The organism is Lachnoclostridium sp. Marseille-P6806 (assembly GCF_964238185.1).
Lineage (GTDB): Bacteria > Bacillota > Clostridia > Lachnospirales > Lachnospiraceae > Brotaphodocola.
Window position 1 is genome coordinate 129,247 of the sequence record NZ_CAXSLG010000004.1, and the last position, 16,178, is coordinate 145,424.

Annotated in this window: 21 protein-coding genes; all 21 read left to right on the plus strand. The window is 46.5% G+C overall.

Annotated elements, in window-relative coordinates:
* The first annotated feature begins 11 nt into the window (after positions 1-11).
* Positions 12-221, plus strand: a complete 210-nt coding sequence (locus ACESON_RS06705; RefSeq protein ID WP_373108969.1) for a hypothetical protein — start codon at positions 12-14, stop codon at positions 219-221.
* A 45-nt stretch (positions 222-266) separates the two neighbouring features.
* Positions 267-575: a hypothetical protein gene (locus ACESON_RS06710; RefSeq protein WP_373108970.1), complete on the plus strand. Its 309-nt coding sequence runs from the start codon at positions 267-269 to the stop codon at positions 573-575.
* A 175-nt stretch (positions 576-750) separates the two neighbouring features.
* A complete protein-coding gene (locus tag ACESON_RS06715) occupies positions 751-912 on the plus strand; it encodes a hypothetical protein (protein WP_373108971.1) in 162 nt (53 codons plus the stop codon).
* Positions 909-1,121 carry a hypothetical protein gene (locus ACESON_RS06720; protein ID WP_373108972.1) on the plus strand — a complete coding sequence of 71 codons (213 nt, stop codon included), beginning with the start codon at positions 909-911 and terminating at the stop codon, positions 1,119-1,121. Before ACESON_RS06715 ends, ACESON_RS06720 begins: the two co-directional genes overlap by 4 nt.
* A complete protein-coding gene (locus ACESON_RS06725; protein WP_373108974.1) occupies positions 1,108-1,893 on the plus strand; it encodes a PD-(D/E)XK nuclease-like domain-containing protein in 786 nt (261 codons plus the stop codon). The genes ACESON_RS06720 and ACESON_RS06725 overlap by 14 nt, the downstream gene beginning before the upstream one ends.
* Positions 1,886-2,401, plus strand: a complete 516-nt coding sequence (locus ACESON_RS06730; RefSeq protein ID WP_373108975.1) for a hypothetical protein — start codon at positions 1,886-1,888, stop codon at positions 2,399-2,401. The genes ACESON_RS06725 and ACESON_RS06730 overlap by 8 nt, the downstream gene beginning before the upstream one ends.
* Positions 2,391-2,792, plus strand: a complete 402-nt coding sequence (locus tag ACESON_RS06735; RefSeq protein ID WP_373108977.1) for a single-stranded DNA-binding protein — start codon at positions 2,391-2,393, stop codon at positions 2,790-2,792. The genes ACESON_RS06730 and ACESON_RS06735 overlap by 11 nt, the downstream gene beginning before the upstream one ends.
* Before the next feature lie 11 nt (positions 2,793-2,803).
* Positions 2,804-3,253, plus strand: a complete 450-nt coding sequence (locus ACESON_RS06740; protein WP_373108978.1) for an ERCC4 domain-containing protein — start codon at positions 2,804-2,806, stop codon at positions 3,251-3,253.
* Complete coding sequence (locus tag ACESON_RS06745) at positions 3,234-3,764, plus strand: CHC2 zinc finger domain-containing protein (protein ID WP_373108980.1); 531 nt, start codon at positions 3,234-3,236, stop codon at positions 3,762-3,764. Before ACESON_RS06740 ends, ACESON_RS06745 begins: the two co-directional genes overlap by 20 nt.
* Positions 3,761-5,596 carry a DUF927 domain-containing protein gene (locus tag ACESON_RS06750; RefSeq protein WP_373108981.1) on the plus strand — a complete coding sequence of 612 codons (1,836 nt, stop codon included), beginning with the start codon at positions 3,761-3,763 and terminating at the stop codon, positions 5,594-5,596. The genes ACESON_RS06745 and ACESON_RS06750 overlap by 4 nt, the downstream gene beginning before the upstream one ends.
* A 310-nt stretch (positions 5,597-5,906) precedes the next feature.
* Entirely contained in the window at positions 5,907-6,131 is a 225-nt protein-coding gene (locus tag ACESON_RS06755) for a hypothetical protein (protein WP_373108982.1), read from the plus strand.
* A gap of 131 nt (positions 6,132-6,262) precedes the next feature.
* The gene (locus tag ACESON_RS06760; RefSeq protein WP_373108983.1) at positions 6,263-7,393 is read left to right on the plus strand and encodes a hypothetical protein; all 1,131 of its coding nucleotides are present in this window, start codon (positions 6,263-6,265) and stop codon (positions 7,391-7,393) included.
* 2 nt (positions 7,394-7,395) lie between these two features.
* Positions 7,396-7,797: a helix-turn-helix transcriptional regulator gene (locus ACESON_RS06765; RefSeq protein ID WP_373108985.1), complete on the plus strand. Its 402-nt coding sequence runs from the start codon at positions 7,396-7,398 to the stop codon at positions 7,795-7,797.
* Positions 7,772-7,951: a hypothetical protein gene (locus ACESON_RS06770; protein ID WP_177968359.1), complete on the plus strand. Its 180-nt coding sequence runs from the start codon at positions 7,772-7,774 to the stop codon at positions 7,949-7,951. Before ACESON_RS06765 ends, ACESON_RS06770 begins: the two co-directional genes overlap by 26 nt.
* Positions 7,951-8,382 (plus strand): RNA polymerase subunit sigma-70, encoded by a 432-nt coding sequence (locus tag ACESON_RS06775; RefSeq protein ID WP_373108986.1) that lies wholly within the window; start codon positions 7,951-7,953, stop codon positions 8,380-8,382. The genes ACESON_RS06770 and ACESON_RS06775 overlap by 1 nt, the downstream gene beginning before the upstream one ends.
* A 460-nt stretch (positions 8,383-8,842) precedes the next feature.
* Positions 8,843-9,025 (plus strand): hypothetical protein, encoded by a 183-nt coding sequence (locus ACESON_RS06780; RefSeq protein WP_373108987.1) that lies wholly within the window; start codon positions 8,843-8,845, stop codon positions 9,023-9,025.
* 72 nt (positions 9,026-9,097) lie between these two features.
* On the plus strand, positions 9,098-9,871 hold the full coding sequence (terS, locus tag ACESON_RS06785) for a phage terminase small subunit (protein WP_373108988.1): 774 nt from the start codon (positions 9,098-9,100) through the stop codon (positions 9,869-9,871).
* Positions 9,852-11,288, plus strand: coding sequence for a PBSX family phage terminase large subunit (locus ACESON_RS06790; RefSeq protein WP_373108989.1), 1,437 nt, complete (start codon positions 9,852-9,854; stop codon positions 11,286-11,288). Before terS ends, ACESON_RS06790 begins: the two co-directional genes overlap by 20 nt.
* 10 nt (positions 11,289-11,298) lie before the next feature.
* Positions 11,299-12,762: a phage portal protein gene (locus tag ACESON_RS06795; RefSeq protein ID WP_373108990.1), complete on the plus strand. Its 1,464-nt coding sequence runs from the start codon at positions 11,299-11,301 to the stop codon at positions 12,760-12,762.
* Positions 12,762-13,781: a minor capsid protein gene (locus ACESON_RS06800; protein WP_373108992.1), complete on the plus strand. Its 1,020-nt coding sequence runs from the start codon at positions 12,762-12,764 to the stop codon at positions 13,779-13,781. The genes ACESON_RS06795 and ACESON_RS06800 overlap by 1 nt, the downstream gene beginning before the upstream one ends.
* 2 nt (positions 13,782-13,783) lie before the next feature.
* On the plus strand, positions 13,784-16,174 hold the full coding sequence (locus ACESON_RS06805) for a hypothetical protein (RefSeq protein ID WP_373108993.1): 2,391 nt from the start codon (positions 13,784-13,786) through the stop codon (positions 16,172-16,174).
* The last annotated feature ends 4 nt before the right edge of the window (positions 16,175-16,178 follow it).

Consider the following 16,178-nt stretch of genomic DNA (forward strand, 5'->3'; position numbering starts at 1 on the left):
AGGTGAGGACGATGACACAGGCACAGGAAGGGCTCCAGGTGCTGCTGGACATGGCGGAGGATTACCGGAAGAAGAATAACATGAATTCTGTCACAATTTCAGCTGTTGGCGGCGGAACCGGACATGCTTATGCGTTCCGGGAAGCAGATAGAGTGGATGCGACTATCGGAAAGTGGCAAAAAGAAACCCCAGGAGCGGCAACTCCCAGGGCGGTGAAATAAAAAAACAATACACCCTTATTATAGGGGATTTAGAGGAGGATTGCAATGGTAAAAGTGAGAATTGAGTACAAAGGACAGGTAAGAGAATTTGAGAAAGATGCGGTTATTGCATTTTTTCCTGACAAAGAAAGCGCACGTATGATATTTACGGGGGAAACCAGCCTCAAAAGAGTAACAGGAACGTTATCAGCTGGCATCCCGCGCATCCTGGAGCTGGCATCCGAGAGCCGGACGGAATACATCGATGCCATGGTTGAAGTGTATAAGAGGTTTGAGGAGAAAATCAAAGAAGAGCTGAAAGCTGGTGGCATTAATCCTCTGGTGGATGCGCTGGTCAAAATTAAAAAGCTGTAGGGAGGGATGAGAAGATGGTGAAAGATACATTTTACCCCGAAAATCCGTCAGAAGAGCTCTTAATGCTCATGGAGCGGATTAATGCAGCAGGAAGATGTTTGAACGCACAGAAGGACAATTGGGCTCCTTGTGATGTGATAGCTGCCATATTGGGAGTTGAACTGGAGGAGAAAGAATGCCGTACATTGGACTTGGACCTGAAGAAGGAACTGTAGTAGATGATGACAAGGCTTTTAGATACGCCTTGGAACGTTGCGCAAATGGTACAAAAGATGAGCGAGAGGAGTTTGTGAAGTGGTACTACTCCGGGAACTGGTATAAGGAGGAAGAAGAGTGAAGGATGGTATGATTCATGTTCCAGTAAGAAAACGAGAGCCAGTGGAAACCAGTCAGGTTATTCGGATTTCTCCGAGTGCATATAACGCACTGATTGAGATCTACAACGAATGCACTCTATCTATGAAGGATCTGGTCAGTTTAATCATTTTGGAATCCGTTGACAGGGTGGTTTTTGATAAAGAGGAGGGATATTGTGACGCAAAATGAATATAGAGCTACATACGGAATCAGCCGGTCAGAGTTATGGAAGATAGCAAAGAGCCCGCTGCACTTTAAATGGTCGCAGGAGCATCCGGACTCTGACAGCAAGGCTCTTGCATTTGGAAGAGCGACACATAAAGCTATTTTGGAGCCGAACAGCTTCTTTTCAGAATTCGCTATTGCTCCGGATGTAAATAGGAGAACAGTGGCCGGACGAAAAGCGTGGGAAGAGTTCGTATCTGCGTTTTCAGATAAGGAAATTATTTCCAGCGATGATTATGAAGTAATTGCAGAAATGGCAAAGGCTGTAAAGGAAAATGAGGTAGCGGCAGCGCTTCTGTCTGGAGCTGTTGAGCAGTCATTTTTCTGGAAGGATGATTTAACCGGGGAAGTGTGTAAATGTCGGGTAGATTGCATTTCTGAATGGAATGGTGAGAAATATATCGTTGACTATAAAACAACAGATTCCTGCGAAGATGGGCACTTTGAGCGGTCCTGTAGGAAATATGGATACAAATTCCAGGCAGGTATGTATACAGAAGGCGTGTTTCAGAACACGTTCGAACAGTACAGATTTGCATTTGTCGCCCAGGAAAAGAAGCCACCCTATGCGGTTCGAGTATATATTTGCACGCCGGAGTTCGTTCAGCAGGGGTACGATAAATTCCGGGAACTGATTGGGATTTATCACCAGTGTAAGGAAACTGGGAATTGGTACGGATACGAGGGGGCGGAAAACATGGTGACAGAGTTGTTGGAGGAGGATATTGATGGATAAGACACACTGGAAGAAATTAGAAAATCCTGATTATCTTGGCTCATATGCACTTCAGCCAGGGCAGGACTTGACGCTGCAGATTAAGTCTGTAGGACAGGAAGATGTATACAATGTCAATAATAACAAAAAAGAGACATGCACAGTTGCGCATTTCACGGATAAAGGCGTAAAGCCAATGATTTTGAATGTGACAAACTGTAAGACAATTGCAAAAATTTACGATTCCCCATACATAGAGGACTGGATTGGCAAATACATAACAGTTTACTCTGCAAAGGTAAAGGCGTTTGGAGAGACGGTCGAAGCATTGCGCATCCGACCAAAGGTTCCGTCTATGAAAAAAATCTTCTGCGCGGATTGTGGCAAGGAAATCATAGCTTCTGCAGGGAAGAATCCGGAAGAACTGGCTGAGATATCGAAGCGAAACTGCGGTCGTGAACTTTGTTTAGAGTGTATGAAGCGAGTAAAAAAAGAACAGGACAGTGAGGAGAATAGCAATGATAAATAAGATGATTTTACAGGGCAGATTAACTGCAGATATTGAACTGGGACGAACTCAGAGTGATGTGGCTAATACAGAATTTACGATCGCCTGGTCAGAGAAATACAAGGAAGTTGAAACAAGATGCTTTATGAGATGCAAGGCATGGAGACAGACGGCAGAATTTTTGGATAAATATTTCCGAAAAGGTCAGGAAATTCTTATTGAGGGGCATATGGTCACAGAGGAATGGGAAAAGGATGGGGACAAAAAGAGCCGGACCATCTGCCTGATTGACAAAGTGAATTTCTGCGGAAGCAAGAGTAATAATGGATCCAATATCCCTCCAAAGACTGACGCTGATGGATTTGTGAACATTCCAGATGATGTTGAGGACGATGAGCTGCCGTTTAACTAGGAGGGATTTGGTTGATTATTTGTGATAGCCGAGAAAAGGCGAATCAAAGGATTATTGAATATTTCGATAAGCATAATATCCCATATAAAATCGAAAAACTGGACACGGGTGACTATATGGATTCCGAAAAAATGACCATCACTGTAGACCGGAAGAAAGACCTGATAGAGCTGACACAAAATCTATGCAGTAGTGACCAGAGCCGATTTTGGAGAGAAATACGAAGATCTAAAGCAGACGGTATTAAGATGATTGTTCTTTGTGAGCACGGAGGGAAAATTCATTCTATCAAAGATGTGGCTGCATGGAAAAATCCATACTCAAAAGTTTCTGGCCGTTCTCTGATGAATGAAATATACAGAGCTCATATTGCTTATGGAGTGGAATTTTTATTTTGCGATAAAAGAAGCACTGGGCGTAGGATATTGGAGTTGCTGGAATATGACGGTAGAAGAAATTAAAGCTCAGTACAGTATGAAAGAGATTGTAGAGAGATATGGGTTGATTCCAAACAGGTCAGGGTTCATTTCCTGTCCGTTCCATCAGGGCGATCGGACTCCATCTCTCAAAGTTTACGAAAAAGACTTTCACTGTCATGCCTGCGGGGCAAATGGAGATGTTTTTACTTTTATACAGAAGATGGAAGGCGTATCTTTCAAAGAGGCCTTCCAGATTCTGGGCGGTACATATAGCCCATGCAGTAGACTGGCCTCGCAGAGGAGAAGGGAAGCGCTACAACGCCAGAGAGTCGCTCAAAAAGAAGCAAACAGGGAAATGTTAGCATGGAGGATGAAACGCATTGGAGAGGCTTGTGCGGTGCTTAGAATGCTGGATGAGATTCTTCCGGGGTTAGAACCGTTTTCCGATGAATGGGTGACTGCCATAAACATGAAAGAGAAGAATAAATATCACTATCAAACGCTGGCGTTCGGAACAAAAAAAGACTGGGAGGAGATGAGAAAACTTGAATGAGCACTTCATTAAAGGAGTTTACAAAAGAAGAATTTAATACAGAAGCTCCATATCGCCTCCTGTTCGAAAAGAAAGATGACGGATTTGCGTATCTGCAGCTATACAACGATTTAAATGCAAATGCGGAGCGCGTAGGTTTTAAGCGCTTTGGAGCAATGGCAAAAGCCTATATGAAGCAGCACGAAGAGCATAGAAGCGGCCTAAGTAGCGTGGTAAATAACCTAACAAACTTTAAGGATCAGCCGATAGAGTTGCTGACCGGAGACTGGTTTGCAAATGATGACGGAATTTTACGTCGGAATGATAACCAGGGAATGGACGTTGCTTGCGTACATCCGATTCTTCCAGTGCAGCGTCTGGTAAACATTGATGACGGGACTGTACGGCTACGAATCATGTTTCGGAGGGATTTCCGCGGATGGCGAGAGGTTATTGCGAATAAGAGCACGTTATTTAGTTCCAGGGAAATAAAAAAGCTGGCAGACAAAGACATTTCTGTTTCAGATAAAAATGCCGCCTTTTTGGTGGAATACTTACAGGATTTAGAGGATTTAAACCATAATATAATCCCAGAAGCACAATCTGTAAGCCATCTTGGGTGGACATCCAACGGAATGTTTAGTCCGTATATGGAGAATCTGGAGTTTGATGGGCAGGAGAATTTTAGAAAGATATTTGAATCAGTCCACTCATGTGGAGAATTTGAAAAGTGGCTTGAAATTACTAAGTCTGTCAGAAAGACAGATTCAGCAGCCAGAATAGCACTGGCGGCATCCTTTGCATCTATCATCATTAAAACAATCGGTAAACTTAACTTTATGTTGCATTTTTGGGGAGGTTCCGGAACAGGAAAAACGGTCGCGCAGCTTTTAGCAGTATCTGTTTGGGGTGACCCGAACGATGGAGCTGGGTACCTTCAGACATTCAATGGGACGCTGGTAGGGTTGGAGCAGTTGGCCGGGTTTGTGAATAATTTGCCTCTTATACTGGACGAATTTCAGTTGGTAAAAGACAAAAAATCATTCGAACAGACTGTATATATGCTATGCGAAGGAATAGGAAAAACGAGAGGCGCCAAAACGGGAGGACTGCAAAAAACGCCTACATGGAAGAATTGCACCATCACTTCCGGAGAATCCCCTATCACTCATGCTTCGTCTGGAGCAGGTGCAATAAACCGTATTATAGAAATTGAATGTCGGGAAGCATTGTTTGAGGATGCGATAGAAGTTCTGGAGGTAATTCGATCCAATTATGGACATGCCGGGAAGTTGTTTATGGCATTCATGTCTACAGAACAAGCCAAAGAGAAGGCCGCTGCTCTTTACAAACAGTTTTATCGGAGCATAGGGGCATCCAGTACAGAAAAACAGACTATGGCAGCAGCGATTCTTCTGACAGCGGATGCATTAGCTACGGAGTGGATTTTCTGTGATGGAAGGGCGTTGACTGCCGAAGATATAGAGCCGTACCTTCATACAAAAGAAGCTGTAGACGTAGGAGCCAGAGGATATGAATACGTTCATGATTTTTATGTCAGTAATGCAGCTAAATTCGAAACAAATTCTGACCCATGCTTCGGATCTGTCTCTGGTGACGAGGTTCGCATTATTAAGAGCGTGTTTGAACGTATTTGCGATGATGGAGGCTATAGTCCAAGAGCGCTGCTATCATGGTTAGACCAGTCTGGACGCCTCTCAAAGGGGCGTGATAACCTGTATAAATCTGCAAAGGTAAACGGAAAGGCGGTCAGGTGTGCCTGCATTAATATGGCCGAAAATTCACCAAATGAATTTGTTTCGGTTGAGGATGGAGAGCTTCCATTTAATTAAGGGTTACAGATTTTTATGGAGAGGTTACAAAATTTTGAATCGATTTGTAACCGAAAAACCTAGGTTTTATGCGGGTTTGAGGGGTACGGTTACAAGGTTACAAAAGTTACAAGTTTTTTATAAGCCTATATAGGGAGATATATATGAATGAAAAATTAATAATATATGTGTCTCGCGCGTATAGGGAAAAAAGTGTTGTAACCTTGTAACTTTGTAACCGACAAGAAGAAACCTATATTTTATGCGGGTTTGAGGGGTATGAAATGGTTACAAATCATTGTAACTCAATGTAACTAGAGAGGAAAGAACTATGACAAACAAAGAAGTGTCTTCCGTGTTTACGGATATATACAATGGGTTCTGGATGAAATACCGGGATAGCCTTCCAGATATATCTGATAGTGTCGGATGGGAAGAGATTGTTAATGAGGGGAAGCAACTCATGAAAAAACATAACTGCTTCCTTGCGAGAAATTTAGTTTCGGATTTAATTGCGATCATGGATTTCAGGGCAAGAAAGGGCAATGCGGAGTGAAGCGCATTGAAGAGAGAATGCTACAGGAGGAAAGCCGATGAGCAAGAGCAGAGCAAATAAGCAGAACCGACTGAGAAGCCAGATTAAGCGGCAGAAGAATGATGTTTATAAGTTTAAGGGGAGGAAGAACCATGGATGAAAAAAACGAGTCTGTGGTGGGGGACAAAGAACGCGAGGCGTGGAGACAGAAAAAGAAAGAAGCTAAGGCCCGGATGGCTGCCATGCAGGCTCTGCCCTATGAGGTAAAAGTTAAGCGTGCAGAGTTGCGGGCTAGGGAGTTTGTGGAGCGCCTGGATGATATGGAGTTAAATGCCCATGTCAGCGTAGGTGGCCTGGACAGTATTGTGCTTCTGCTATTTCTGCGAAATATCGGGATTGACATTCCGGCAATATCGGTATCCTCTTTAGAAGATAAAAGCATCCAGAAGATTCACAAGGAGCTTGGCATCATATCAATTCCTATTGGCAAGCCTAAGGTGGAGATTTTGCAGGAATACGGATTTCCGGTAATCAGTAAAAAGATTGCTGGTCGGATTGACACTTTGCAGAACCCCACAGAGAAGAATAAGACGGTTCGCCACGCGATCATCACAGGGGAATGCGGTGCACAGGGGCATTTTGCTAGTAACAGCAGAATGCAACTGCCGAAAAAGTGGTTGAAGCTGTTTGCAGGATATGAAAATGAAAACGAGGGAGTAAATTACCAAGTCGCGCCGTTCAAAGTATCAAACAAGTGCTGCCAGTACATGAAAGAGGAGCCCTGCGATAAATGGGCTATAGAACACAATAGCAAGCCATTTTTAGGGCTGATGGCTTCAGAAGGCGGACAGCGAGAGGAAGCGCTTACCGAACACGGCTGCAATTACTTTGGTAAGGGCGTGATTCGGTCAGCACCGTTTGCTCCGTTCCTGCGTCAAGATCTATTGCAACTGGCTATTGATTTAAAGGCACCAGTGCCAGAGATTTACGGAGAGATTGTCAGAAAACCAGACGGAACCCTATACACCACAAAGGCTCAGAGAACCGGCTGTAGCATGTGTGGTTTCGGAATTCACATGGAGCGGCGGCCACACCGATTTGATCAGCTCCGGGAGCGGAATCCTAAAGAATGGGAATTCTGGATGTACCGATGTTGTACGGATCCAGAAACCGGCGAGAAGTATGGATGGGGCAGAGTGTTGGATTATATTGGGGTTCCTTGGGAGGATTATCCAGCAGTACAGATGGATATGTTTAGGGATTTTTTGATAGAGGAGGGGTGATAATGGATCTTGGTGACAAGATTAAAGAGCTGCGCAAGCAAAAAGGAATGACCCAAGCGGAACTAGGGCTGGCTGTCGGTGTGTGCTATCAGTCAATATCTGATTGGGAACACAAAAGATATAATCCCAATTACGACAACATAAGCGAACTGGAAAGGGTGCTAGGAGAGCCGTTAAGGGATTGTGAACTGGTTTTACCACCGCCAAGGGTAAGAAAGTCGAGGAAAGAGAAAAAGCCCGTCTATGAGGCAAATAAGCCTGTCGATGTGGGGAAGATAGGTGCGCTGTACCGGGCGCGATGGAGTATCGAGGAGATTGCTAGGGATGTACATATTCCGGCGAGCGAAGTTGTTAAGTATTTGAGGAGGATGGAGAGAGATGAAGAACGCAGAAGGCTACCCTGACCCGACAGCTGGGAAGGCAATCCACAGGGCAGACAAGCAGCCGGACAATGTGGAACTGGTAATTCGGCTGATGAAGGCTGCCGCCAGAGAATGCAATGTGGAAATTATCGGCCGGATAGCAATTAGGGATGAAACTGGAAGAGTTTGGAGGTGATGCCGTTGGAGAAGCAGATTTTAGAGCAGTACATAGATGCCTGTGCACTCATTGAGGAGGCAAAAGAAGAACTGCGGAAATTAAAGAAGCAGAGAAAACGAATTGAACAGGACATTGTAAAAGGATCCTCTCCAGAGTTTCCATATACAGCTCATAATTTTCATGTTCAAGGGATTTCATATTCTGTTCTCAAAGATCCCGAAAGCGAAGAAGTGCAAGAGAAGATATTGCAACAGAGGATTGATGATGCAGCGAAAATCAAGTTGCAAGTGGAAGAATGGATGCTTACAATTCCCCAGAGGATGCAGCGCATTATCAAGTACAAGATATTCGAGGAGATGACCTGGGCTCAGGTGGCTGTGAGAATAGGGCGGAAGGCTACACCAGACGGAGTTAGAAAAGAGTTTGAGGCATTTATGAAATTAACATAAGTTTTTCCGTTTTTTCCTGTTTTTCCGTTTTGAAAATGTTATAGTGTATCATGAAGCCAAAGGCATCCAGCCAGCGGCTTCTGGATTATCACCTCAAATGAGATTTCGACCGCCTGGTGTCACAGCCAGCGGTCGATTGGCCCACACCTGGGCTAGTACATAATACGTCTTTCGATTATCGCCCTGGTTAGCCTCCAGGGCACATCGGCATATACCACCAGTGGTAGGTGGCAGGTTTTCACCCTGGTCTCCGGTTCGATTCCGGATGTGTCGATTGTAACAATGGTTACATCATTGACATATTCTCCTTATGAAGGGTCCTCGCTTTGGCGGGGGCTTTTTCAATGTGATATAAAAAGTGAGTTCCAGTGACACTTGTTTTGGTGCTATGATTGAGAAGAAGGAGGTATTAAAGATACAAAATTTTCTCGTCAAAATGTGCTTGAAAGGAGTTTGGAATATGAAATGTGAACGATGCAATGTAGAAATGGAGAAATATGAATTAGAACCGCCATATGCGACATTTGGTAGAACGTATTATCCGCTAAATTCTAAATATGGTGGAGAGCCTATTTTGGGAAGAAGCGTGTATATTTGTTCTGAATGCGGAAAAATAGAGTTTAATGTAAGATTAAAAGAATAGAGTTTTATCAGAGCCGCCACCGTGTGGCTCTTTTCTTATACCCAAAAACAAACGAATGAGAGGTGGTGGTGCATGGCCAGAGCGCCAGATGCCAGAATGGAACAGGCCAGAGAGCTGTTCCTGGAAGGCAAGAAACTTATTGAGATTTCGGAGCTTCTGAGAATCCCGGAAGGGACAATCCGAAGCTGGAAAAATAGATATGACTGGGATAATGCAACGTTGCAAAAGAAACGCAACGTTGCGAAACGAAAAGGCGGTCAGCCTGGAAATAAAAATGCTCTTGGAGCCGGCGCTCCGGAGAACAATAAGAATGCAGTCACCACGGGAGAGTTCGAAACTCTCCTTTTTGATTGCCTGGATCCGGAGGAGCAGCGCCTAGCGCAGGCCGTGCCGGAGGACAAGCAGAAACTTCTCATGCAGGAGATTCAGCTTCTGACCGTCCGGGAGCGACGGATGCTGAAGCGGATCAACCTGCTGCGGATGTCCTTGGATGATTCTGGTGGATCATCCGGAGATGAGACTGGTCTGACGGTGGTGAGTCACAAGAGCGGACTGGAAAAGGATAAGGAGACGGATCTTCTGGAATACCGCGGCAAGCTGGGGCAGATCCAGAACATAGAGGACGCGCTGACCCGTGTACAGGCCCGAAAGCAGGCTGCCATTGATTCGCTGCACCGGTATGGCGTGGATGATGCTCGCTTAGAAATCGAACTAATGCGGCTTGATTTGCAGGCCCTTAAACTGGGCGGACAGGAGGCTGAGATAGAAGATGACGGCTTCCTGGAAGCCCTAAACGCTGAGGCTGGAGAGTTGTGGAGTGATGCAGATGATTCGAGACAAGATTGAGCAGATAAAAAGCAAAGTAGAAAGCCTAAAAGGGCAGCGCGGAATCCTGACAAAGGTGCAGGTCTTTCAGTTTCAGCCGTTCTCGCGCCGGCAGAAGCAAATTCTTACTTGGTGGACTAAAAACAGTCCTGTGAAGGATTATGACGGCATCATAGCAGATGGGGCGATTCGTTCCGGAAAGACGGTATGCATGTCGCTGTCGTTTGTGATGTGGGCCATGAGCGCCTTTAATGGTCAAAACTTTGCCATGTGTGGCAAGACCATTGGTTCTTTCCGGAGAAACGTGCTGTTTTGGCTGAAACTGATGTTAAAAAGCCGCGGGTATCAGGTTGTAGATCATCGGGCAGATAATCTGGTGGAGATAAGCCGCGGAGCAGTCACCAACTATTTTTACATTTTTGGCGGTAAGGACGAGCGCAGCCAGGACCTGATACAGGGTATTACTCTGGCGGGGCTGTTCTGCGATGAGGTGGCGCTGATGCCAGAGAGCTTTGTCAATCAGGCAACGGGCCGTTGCTCTGTGAGCGGGTCGAAATACTGGTTTAACTGCAATCCGGATGGACCATATCACTGGTTTAAGACAAACTGGATTGACAAGGCCATTGGCTACCTGGGCAAGAAAAAGGTTGCCAGGATAAAAGCTGAAGCAGAGGCCGCAGGAAAGGAACCAGACCTCAAAAAATTACTGTATGTCCATTTTACCATGGACGATAACCTGAGCCTGTCAGAAGAGATTAAGGCCAGGTATCGGAGCATGTATACCGGTGTCTTCTTCAAGCGTTATATCATGGGGCTCTGGGCGATGGCTGAGGGTGTTATCTATGATATGTTTGACCCTGACAAGCATACCGCGGATACTGAGGCTCTGGCAGCCGCATATAAGGCCAGGACAGGGCATGATTTCTGGATTGCTGATAAGTATGTCAGCTGCGACTACGGCACCCAGAACCCGACCGCTTTTCTTTTGTGGCAGCAAGGCGCGGATAAGAAATGGTACTGCAGACGGGAGTATTATTACTCCGGCAGAGACAAGGGCAGACAAAAGACAGATGCAGAGTTTTCCAGGGATTTAAAAGACTGGCTGCATGGCGAGAGTATCCGTTTTGTGGTACTGGATCCTGCGGCTGCATCATTTAAATCTCAGTTGGAAAAAGACGGCTTTAAGGTCAAAAAAGCAAAAAACGATGTTTTAGATGGCATCCGGTTTGTGGCTACGCTATTAAACCAGGGTGCTATTTTGATTGATAAAAACTGCGATAACCTGATAAAAGAGTTCGCGTCCTATATCTGGGACGCAAAGGCAGCGGAAAAGGGCGAGGATAAGCCGGTGAAAGAGCATGACCACGCGCTTGATGCTGTGCGTTACCTGTGTATGACAATAATTAAAATGCGTCCGGGCATCCGGATTTTAAAATGAGGTGCAATAGATGGATATATTATTTAACCCGGATAAAAACCGGATGACAAATATGCAGCTGTGCCGACTGTACATGGATGAATTTGTAAAATCGGCAGAGCGTAAATGGATGATGGACGGCGATGCATATTATCGTGTGGACAACCCGGAAATCATGAACCGGAAGAAGTATAGGTACCGGGAAAATGAGGCAACCGGAGAAATCGAAAAGATAATTGATAATGCAAAGCCCAACAACAAGAGAGCGCACGGATTCATGTATATTCTGGTAGAGGATAAGGTGAATTACCTGTTATCCAAGCCATATACGCTCACTTGCGAGGAATCTGAAGAGTTTTTAGAGCAGGTGCAGACAACCCTTGGGGAATCCTTCCAGAGTAAGCGCCTGATGCGTCTTGGCGTGTCAGCCAGTAATGGTGGTATCTCCTGGCTGCATCCATACATTGATGAGGCAGGGCAGTTTAAGACAATGATTGTCAGGCCGGAGGAAGCAATTCCGCTTTGGACAGATAACGACCACGAGGAAATGAGCGGATTCATCTGGTTTTACAATTTGGATGTCATTGAGGGGCAGGAGCAAAAGACTGTTACCAAAGTAGAGTATTGGACTGCGGATGGTGTAGCCTATTACGTTTCCGACTCTGAGGGAGATGGATGGGATTTACGTCTGGATGCAGAGCGGTATCTGGATGCGGTCACAGAGGATGGCGAGTTCCAGGAGCATTTTCTGGTAGGTGGTCTTCCGGAGAGCTGGGGGAAGGTCCCATTTGTGCCGTTTAAAAACAACGACTATGAGTTGCCGGATCTTAAATTCATCAAAACCCTGATTGATGGATATGACAAGGGCCGCTCCGATGTGGCAAACATGCTCGACGAGTTAAGCTCCATTGTTTACGCGTTAAAGGGGTATGGTGGAAATGACCTGGGCGAGTTTATGCGGGATTTAAACTACTTCCGGGCTATCTCCCTGGATGAGGACGGCGGTGCAGAAGCGCTAAGCACACCAATCGACATCACGGCAGCCAAGGAAGACTTTGAAGCGCTGAAAAAAGATATCTACGATTTCGGGCAGGGGGTCGATAAAAACAGTGACAGGCTGGGCAATAGTCCGTCTGGTATCGCCCTTAAATTTATTTATTCCGGACTGGATCTTAAGTGCAATCGTCTGGAAAATGCCTTTAAGGCGGGCATGGGGGAGTTGTTTTGGTTTGTGTGCAGATATTTGGAGCTGACAGGAGCCGGAAGCTATCCGGATTGTAAAATCGATGTGACGTTTAACCGGGATATTGCTATTAACGAGAGCCAGGCAATTACTGACTGTGCAGCATCCAAGGGCATCATTTCAGATGAGACGATTGTGAAAAATCATCCGTGGACAGAGGATGCAACAGAGGAGCTTACCCGGTTAAATGCCCAGCGCGAGGCGGAGAAGGCTGAATTATCCGATATGTTCCCAGAGGGCGGTGAGGAGTAGTGGATTACTGGCGGAAGCGGCAGGAGGCCATGTACAAGGCCGGAGAGATGCAGGTTAATCAATACTTTAAGCGGTTGGAAAAAGCATTTAACCAGTCAAAGAGGGAGTTGCAAAAGACGATAGAGGCTTTCTATTTCCGGTATGCAGAAGAAAACGGCTTATCCTTCGCAGCGGCTCAGAAGCGGCTCAATGCGGAGGAGCTGGGAGAGCTTAATGATTTTATTGCGCTTGCTATGGATAACATTGGGAAATATAACCAACAGGTCAATAATATGTCCCTGAAAGCCAGAGCGACCCGTTATCAGGCTCTGGAGATGCAGGTGGATGCAATTCTCAGGCAGCTCTACGCGATTGATTATCAGGCAGAATCAGAAAAGACTATGCAGGAGGTCTATGAGGATACCTATTACCGGACATGGTACAGTATCGACCAGTATCACGGATTTCATCAGGCTTTTGCACAGGTGGAACCTCGAACAGTGGAAAAGTTGCTGGAATATCCGTTTAATGGTGTAGCATTCTCTTCCAGGCTTTGGAAACAGAAAGACCACTTGCAAACGCAGCTGACAGAGGCAGTGACCACAATGCTGATCCAGGGTAGGCACCCGTCCGCCCTGACAAAAGAGTTTGCCAAAAAGATGCAGTCGAAAAAGTTTGATGCATACCGGCTGCTGCATACAGAGTCATCCTTCCTGATGAGCGAGGCTACTCACGCAGGATACAAAGAGGATGGGGTGGAAAAGTATGAGATTTTAGCAACTCTCGACAGTAAGACTTGTGAGATTTGCGGAGAACTGGACGGCAACGTGTACGAGGTTGGGAAGGAAATTACAGGTGTCAATATGCCGCCGTTCCACCCGCTTTGTCGTTGTACAGATGTCCCACATTATGCCGATACGCCGACTAAAGGAATGGCCAGAGTGGCCAGAGACCCAGGAACAGGGAAAACTTATGAAGTCCCGGCGGATATGACCTATAAAGACTGGAAACGAGAGTTTGCGACATCGCAACGGAGGTAAACATGATAACAGCAGTATTTACAGATAACAGCGACTATGCCCGCGCTACTGGCCTCTGGCAGTGGGACTACGGGCAGAGATTACGGATAGAGGGATTAAAACTGCCCGCAGCGGCAGAAATCCATTTCGCCCTGACAGAACAGTCCGGGGATGCCATCACCCGAGTAGGCACCACCAAGGACAGCGTGACAGAGGTAGTCATCCCGGATAGCCTGTTGGAGAATCAGGCAGCAGGCGCGACCTATGAAATCTATGCATGGATCTATCTGGCAGATAAGACATCCGGTGAAACCAGCAAACGGATTTCCATGCAGGTAAAGCGCAGACCAAAGCCGGAAGGATTTGACGCGCCAGAAGACGCAGAACTCTTCCGGGAAGCCATTGCACAGGTAAACGCATCTGCAGACCGGGCAGAAGCAGCAAGGGAGGGAGCCGAAGCGGCCCAGAGGGCAGCGGAAGCAGCAGCGGGTAAAATTGAGGGTGAGATTTCCGGAGCCGGGCAGATTGCCGAGCAGGTAAGGCAGGATGCGGATGCAGTTGCGAAAGACAAGCAGGCAGTTTCTCAGCTGGCAACTGAGACCGCCAAGAATGCCCAGAATGCAGCCAAAAGCGCACAGGCAGCAGAACGTTCCGGTACCGCCGCTGAGAGTGCTAAGGCGGGAGCAGAGTCAGCCATGAAAGAGGTGGAGCGAGACCGAGTTGAGGTTTCAGAGACCCACAAGGCTGTCGAGCAGCTGCGGGGAGCGGTGGATACTGACCGGCAGGCAGTAGCAGCGGGCCGGCGGGCGGTAGAAAATACCGCTTTGCAGTTTGGACAGTTTGCTCAGAGCGCGATTAATGCCGTTGGACAGGCTCAGGAGGCGGCTATGCAGGCAGTTTCCGCAGAAGGGCAGAAACAGACCACAGCGATGCAGCAGGCAGGCACACAGGCAGTCAGTGATGTTGCCGGGGCTAAGACAGAGGCGGTTCAGGCGGTCATTACAGAGGGCGATACACAGACCAAGAGGGTGCAGGATGCGGCTGCTGGAATTGTGGCTGACCGGGAGCAGATTGCGGCAAATAAAGCCGGAATTGAAGCCCTGCACCAGGGCAAAGCCGATGCCATTGTTGAGACCGCGCAGGGTGAGACTATGATCCTGACAGACAGCTCCGACAAGCTATTTGAGGGGCTGAGGGTGTTCGGGAAGAGTACGCAGGATGGGACGCCGAGTGTGGAAAATCCAGTGCCGATTGTGAATGCCGGTGAGAGCGGAAGTATTACGGTGGAGGTGGGCGGGAAGAACCTGTTAACAGGGAGATTGTACTTCACAAACTATTCAGACGATATTCCGTTTGTTTACAAAGAGGATGAAGTCACCTTACCTTATACACCACCAAGAGAGACTTTGGGAATTGGTTATGTTGTTCCGTGTAAGCCTGGTGTGCAGTATACCTTTTCTGTCACAAACCCAAACAAAAACTGGCGTCTTGCAATTGCAGAATACGAAAATTTCGAACAGGCAAAAAGCTTTTTAAATAAGATAGGGCATCAGTATGTGACTGAAAAGAGCAGTATCAAATACACTGCTGTCGGAAATGGTGTTTTGGTATGTGTGATAGCAGGAAAATGGAAAGACGGAAAAACAACTATCCACGAATGCACAGAATCCGAGTTATTGCAACTTGAGTATGGAGATGTGGCAACCCCTTACGAACCTTACCGTGCCCCTCAGCTCCTCACCCTCCAAACTCCTAACGGCCTCCCCGGTGTACCAGTCAGCAAGGACGGCAACTACACAGATTCCAACGGTCAGCAGTGGGTGTGTGATGAGATTGACTTGGAGCGCGGGAAGTATGTGCAGAGGGTGAATAATTTCGTATTTAATGATAAAGCACTTTTTAGTGTTGATATTGAAGCTAAACACGAAAACAGTATTCTCATTAACATTCCTGTTACAGATGCTTCTAACTTTAATACGCTAGGTGCAAATTCGATGCTATGTGACAGGTTGAAAGCATGTGAACATAATATATACAGTATAGATGAAGTTTCGTGCGGATATACTGGCGGAGCAAACTATTTGAGAGTTAGACTTCCAATATCTGCTGGCACAGAGATTGAAGAAATTAAAAATTATCTGGCAGACAAATCTTTTAAAATTTTGTATATCATCGCCACCCCCATCGAGCGCGACCTCACCCCGGAAGAAATCGCCGCCTACAAAGCCCTCCGTACCAACTATCCGACCACCGTTATCACAAACGATGCCGAAGCGCATATGGAAGCGACCTATGTGGCCGATACTGGAAAATACATCCAGAACCTGGAAGAGCGCCTGAATGCCAAGCTGGTGAATATCCAGTCAGCCCTAATTAGTCAGAAAATTTCTGGGGGGGGGTATAAAGGTAACTGACAGT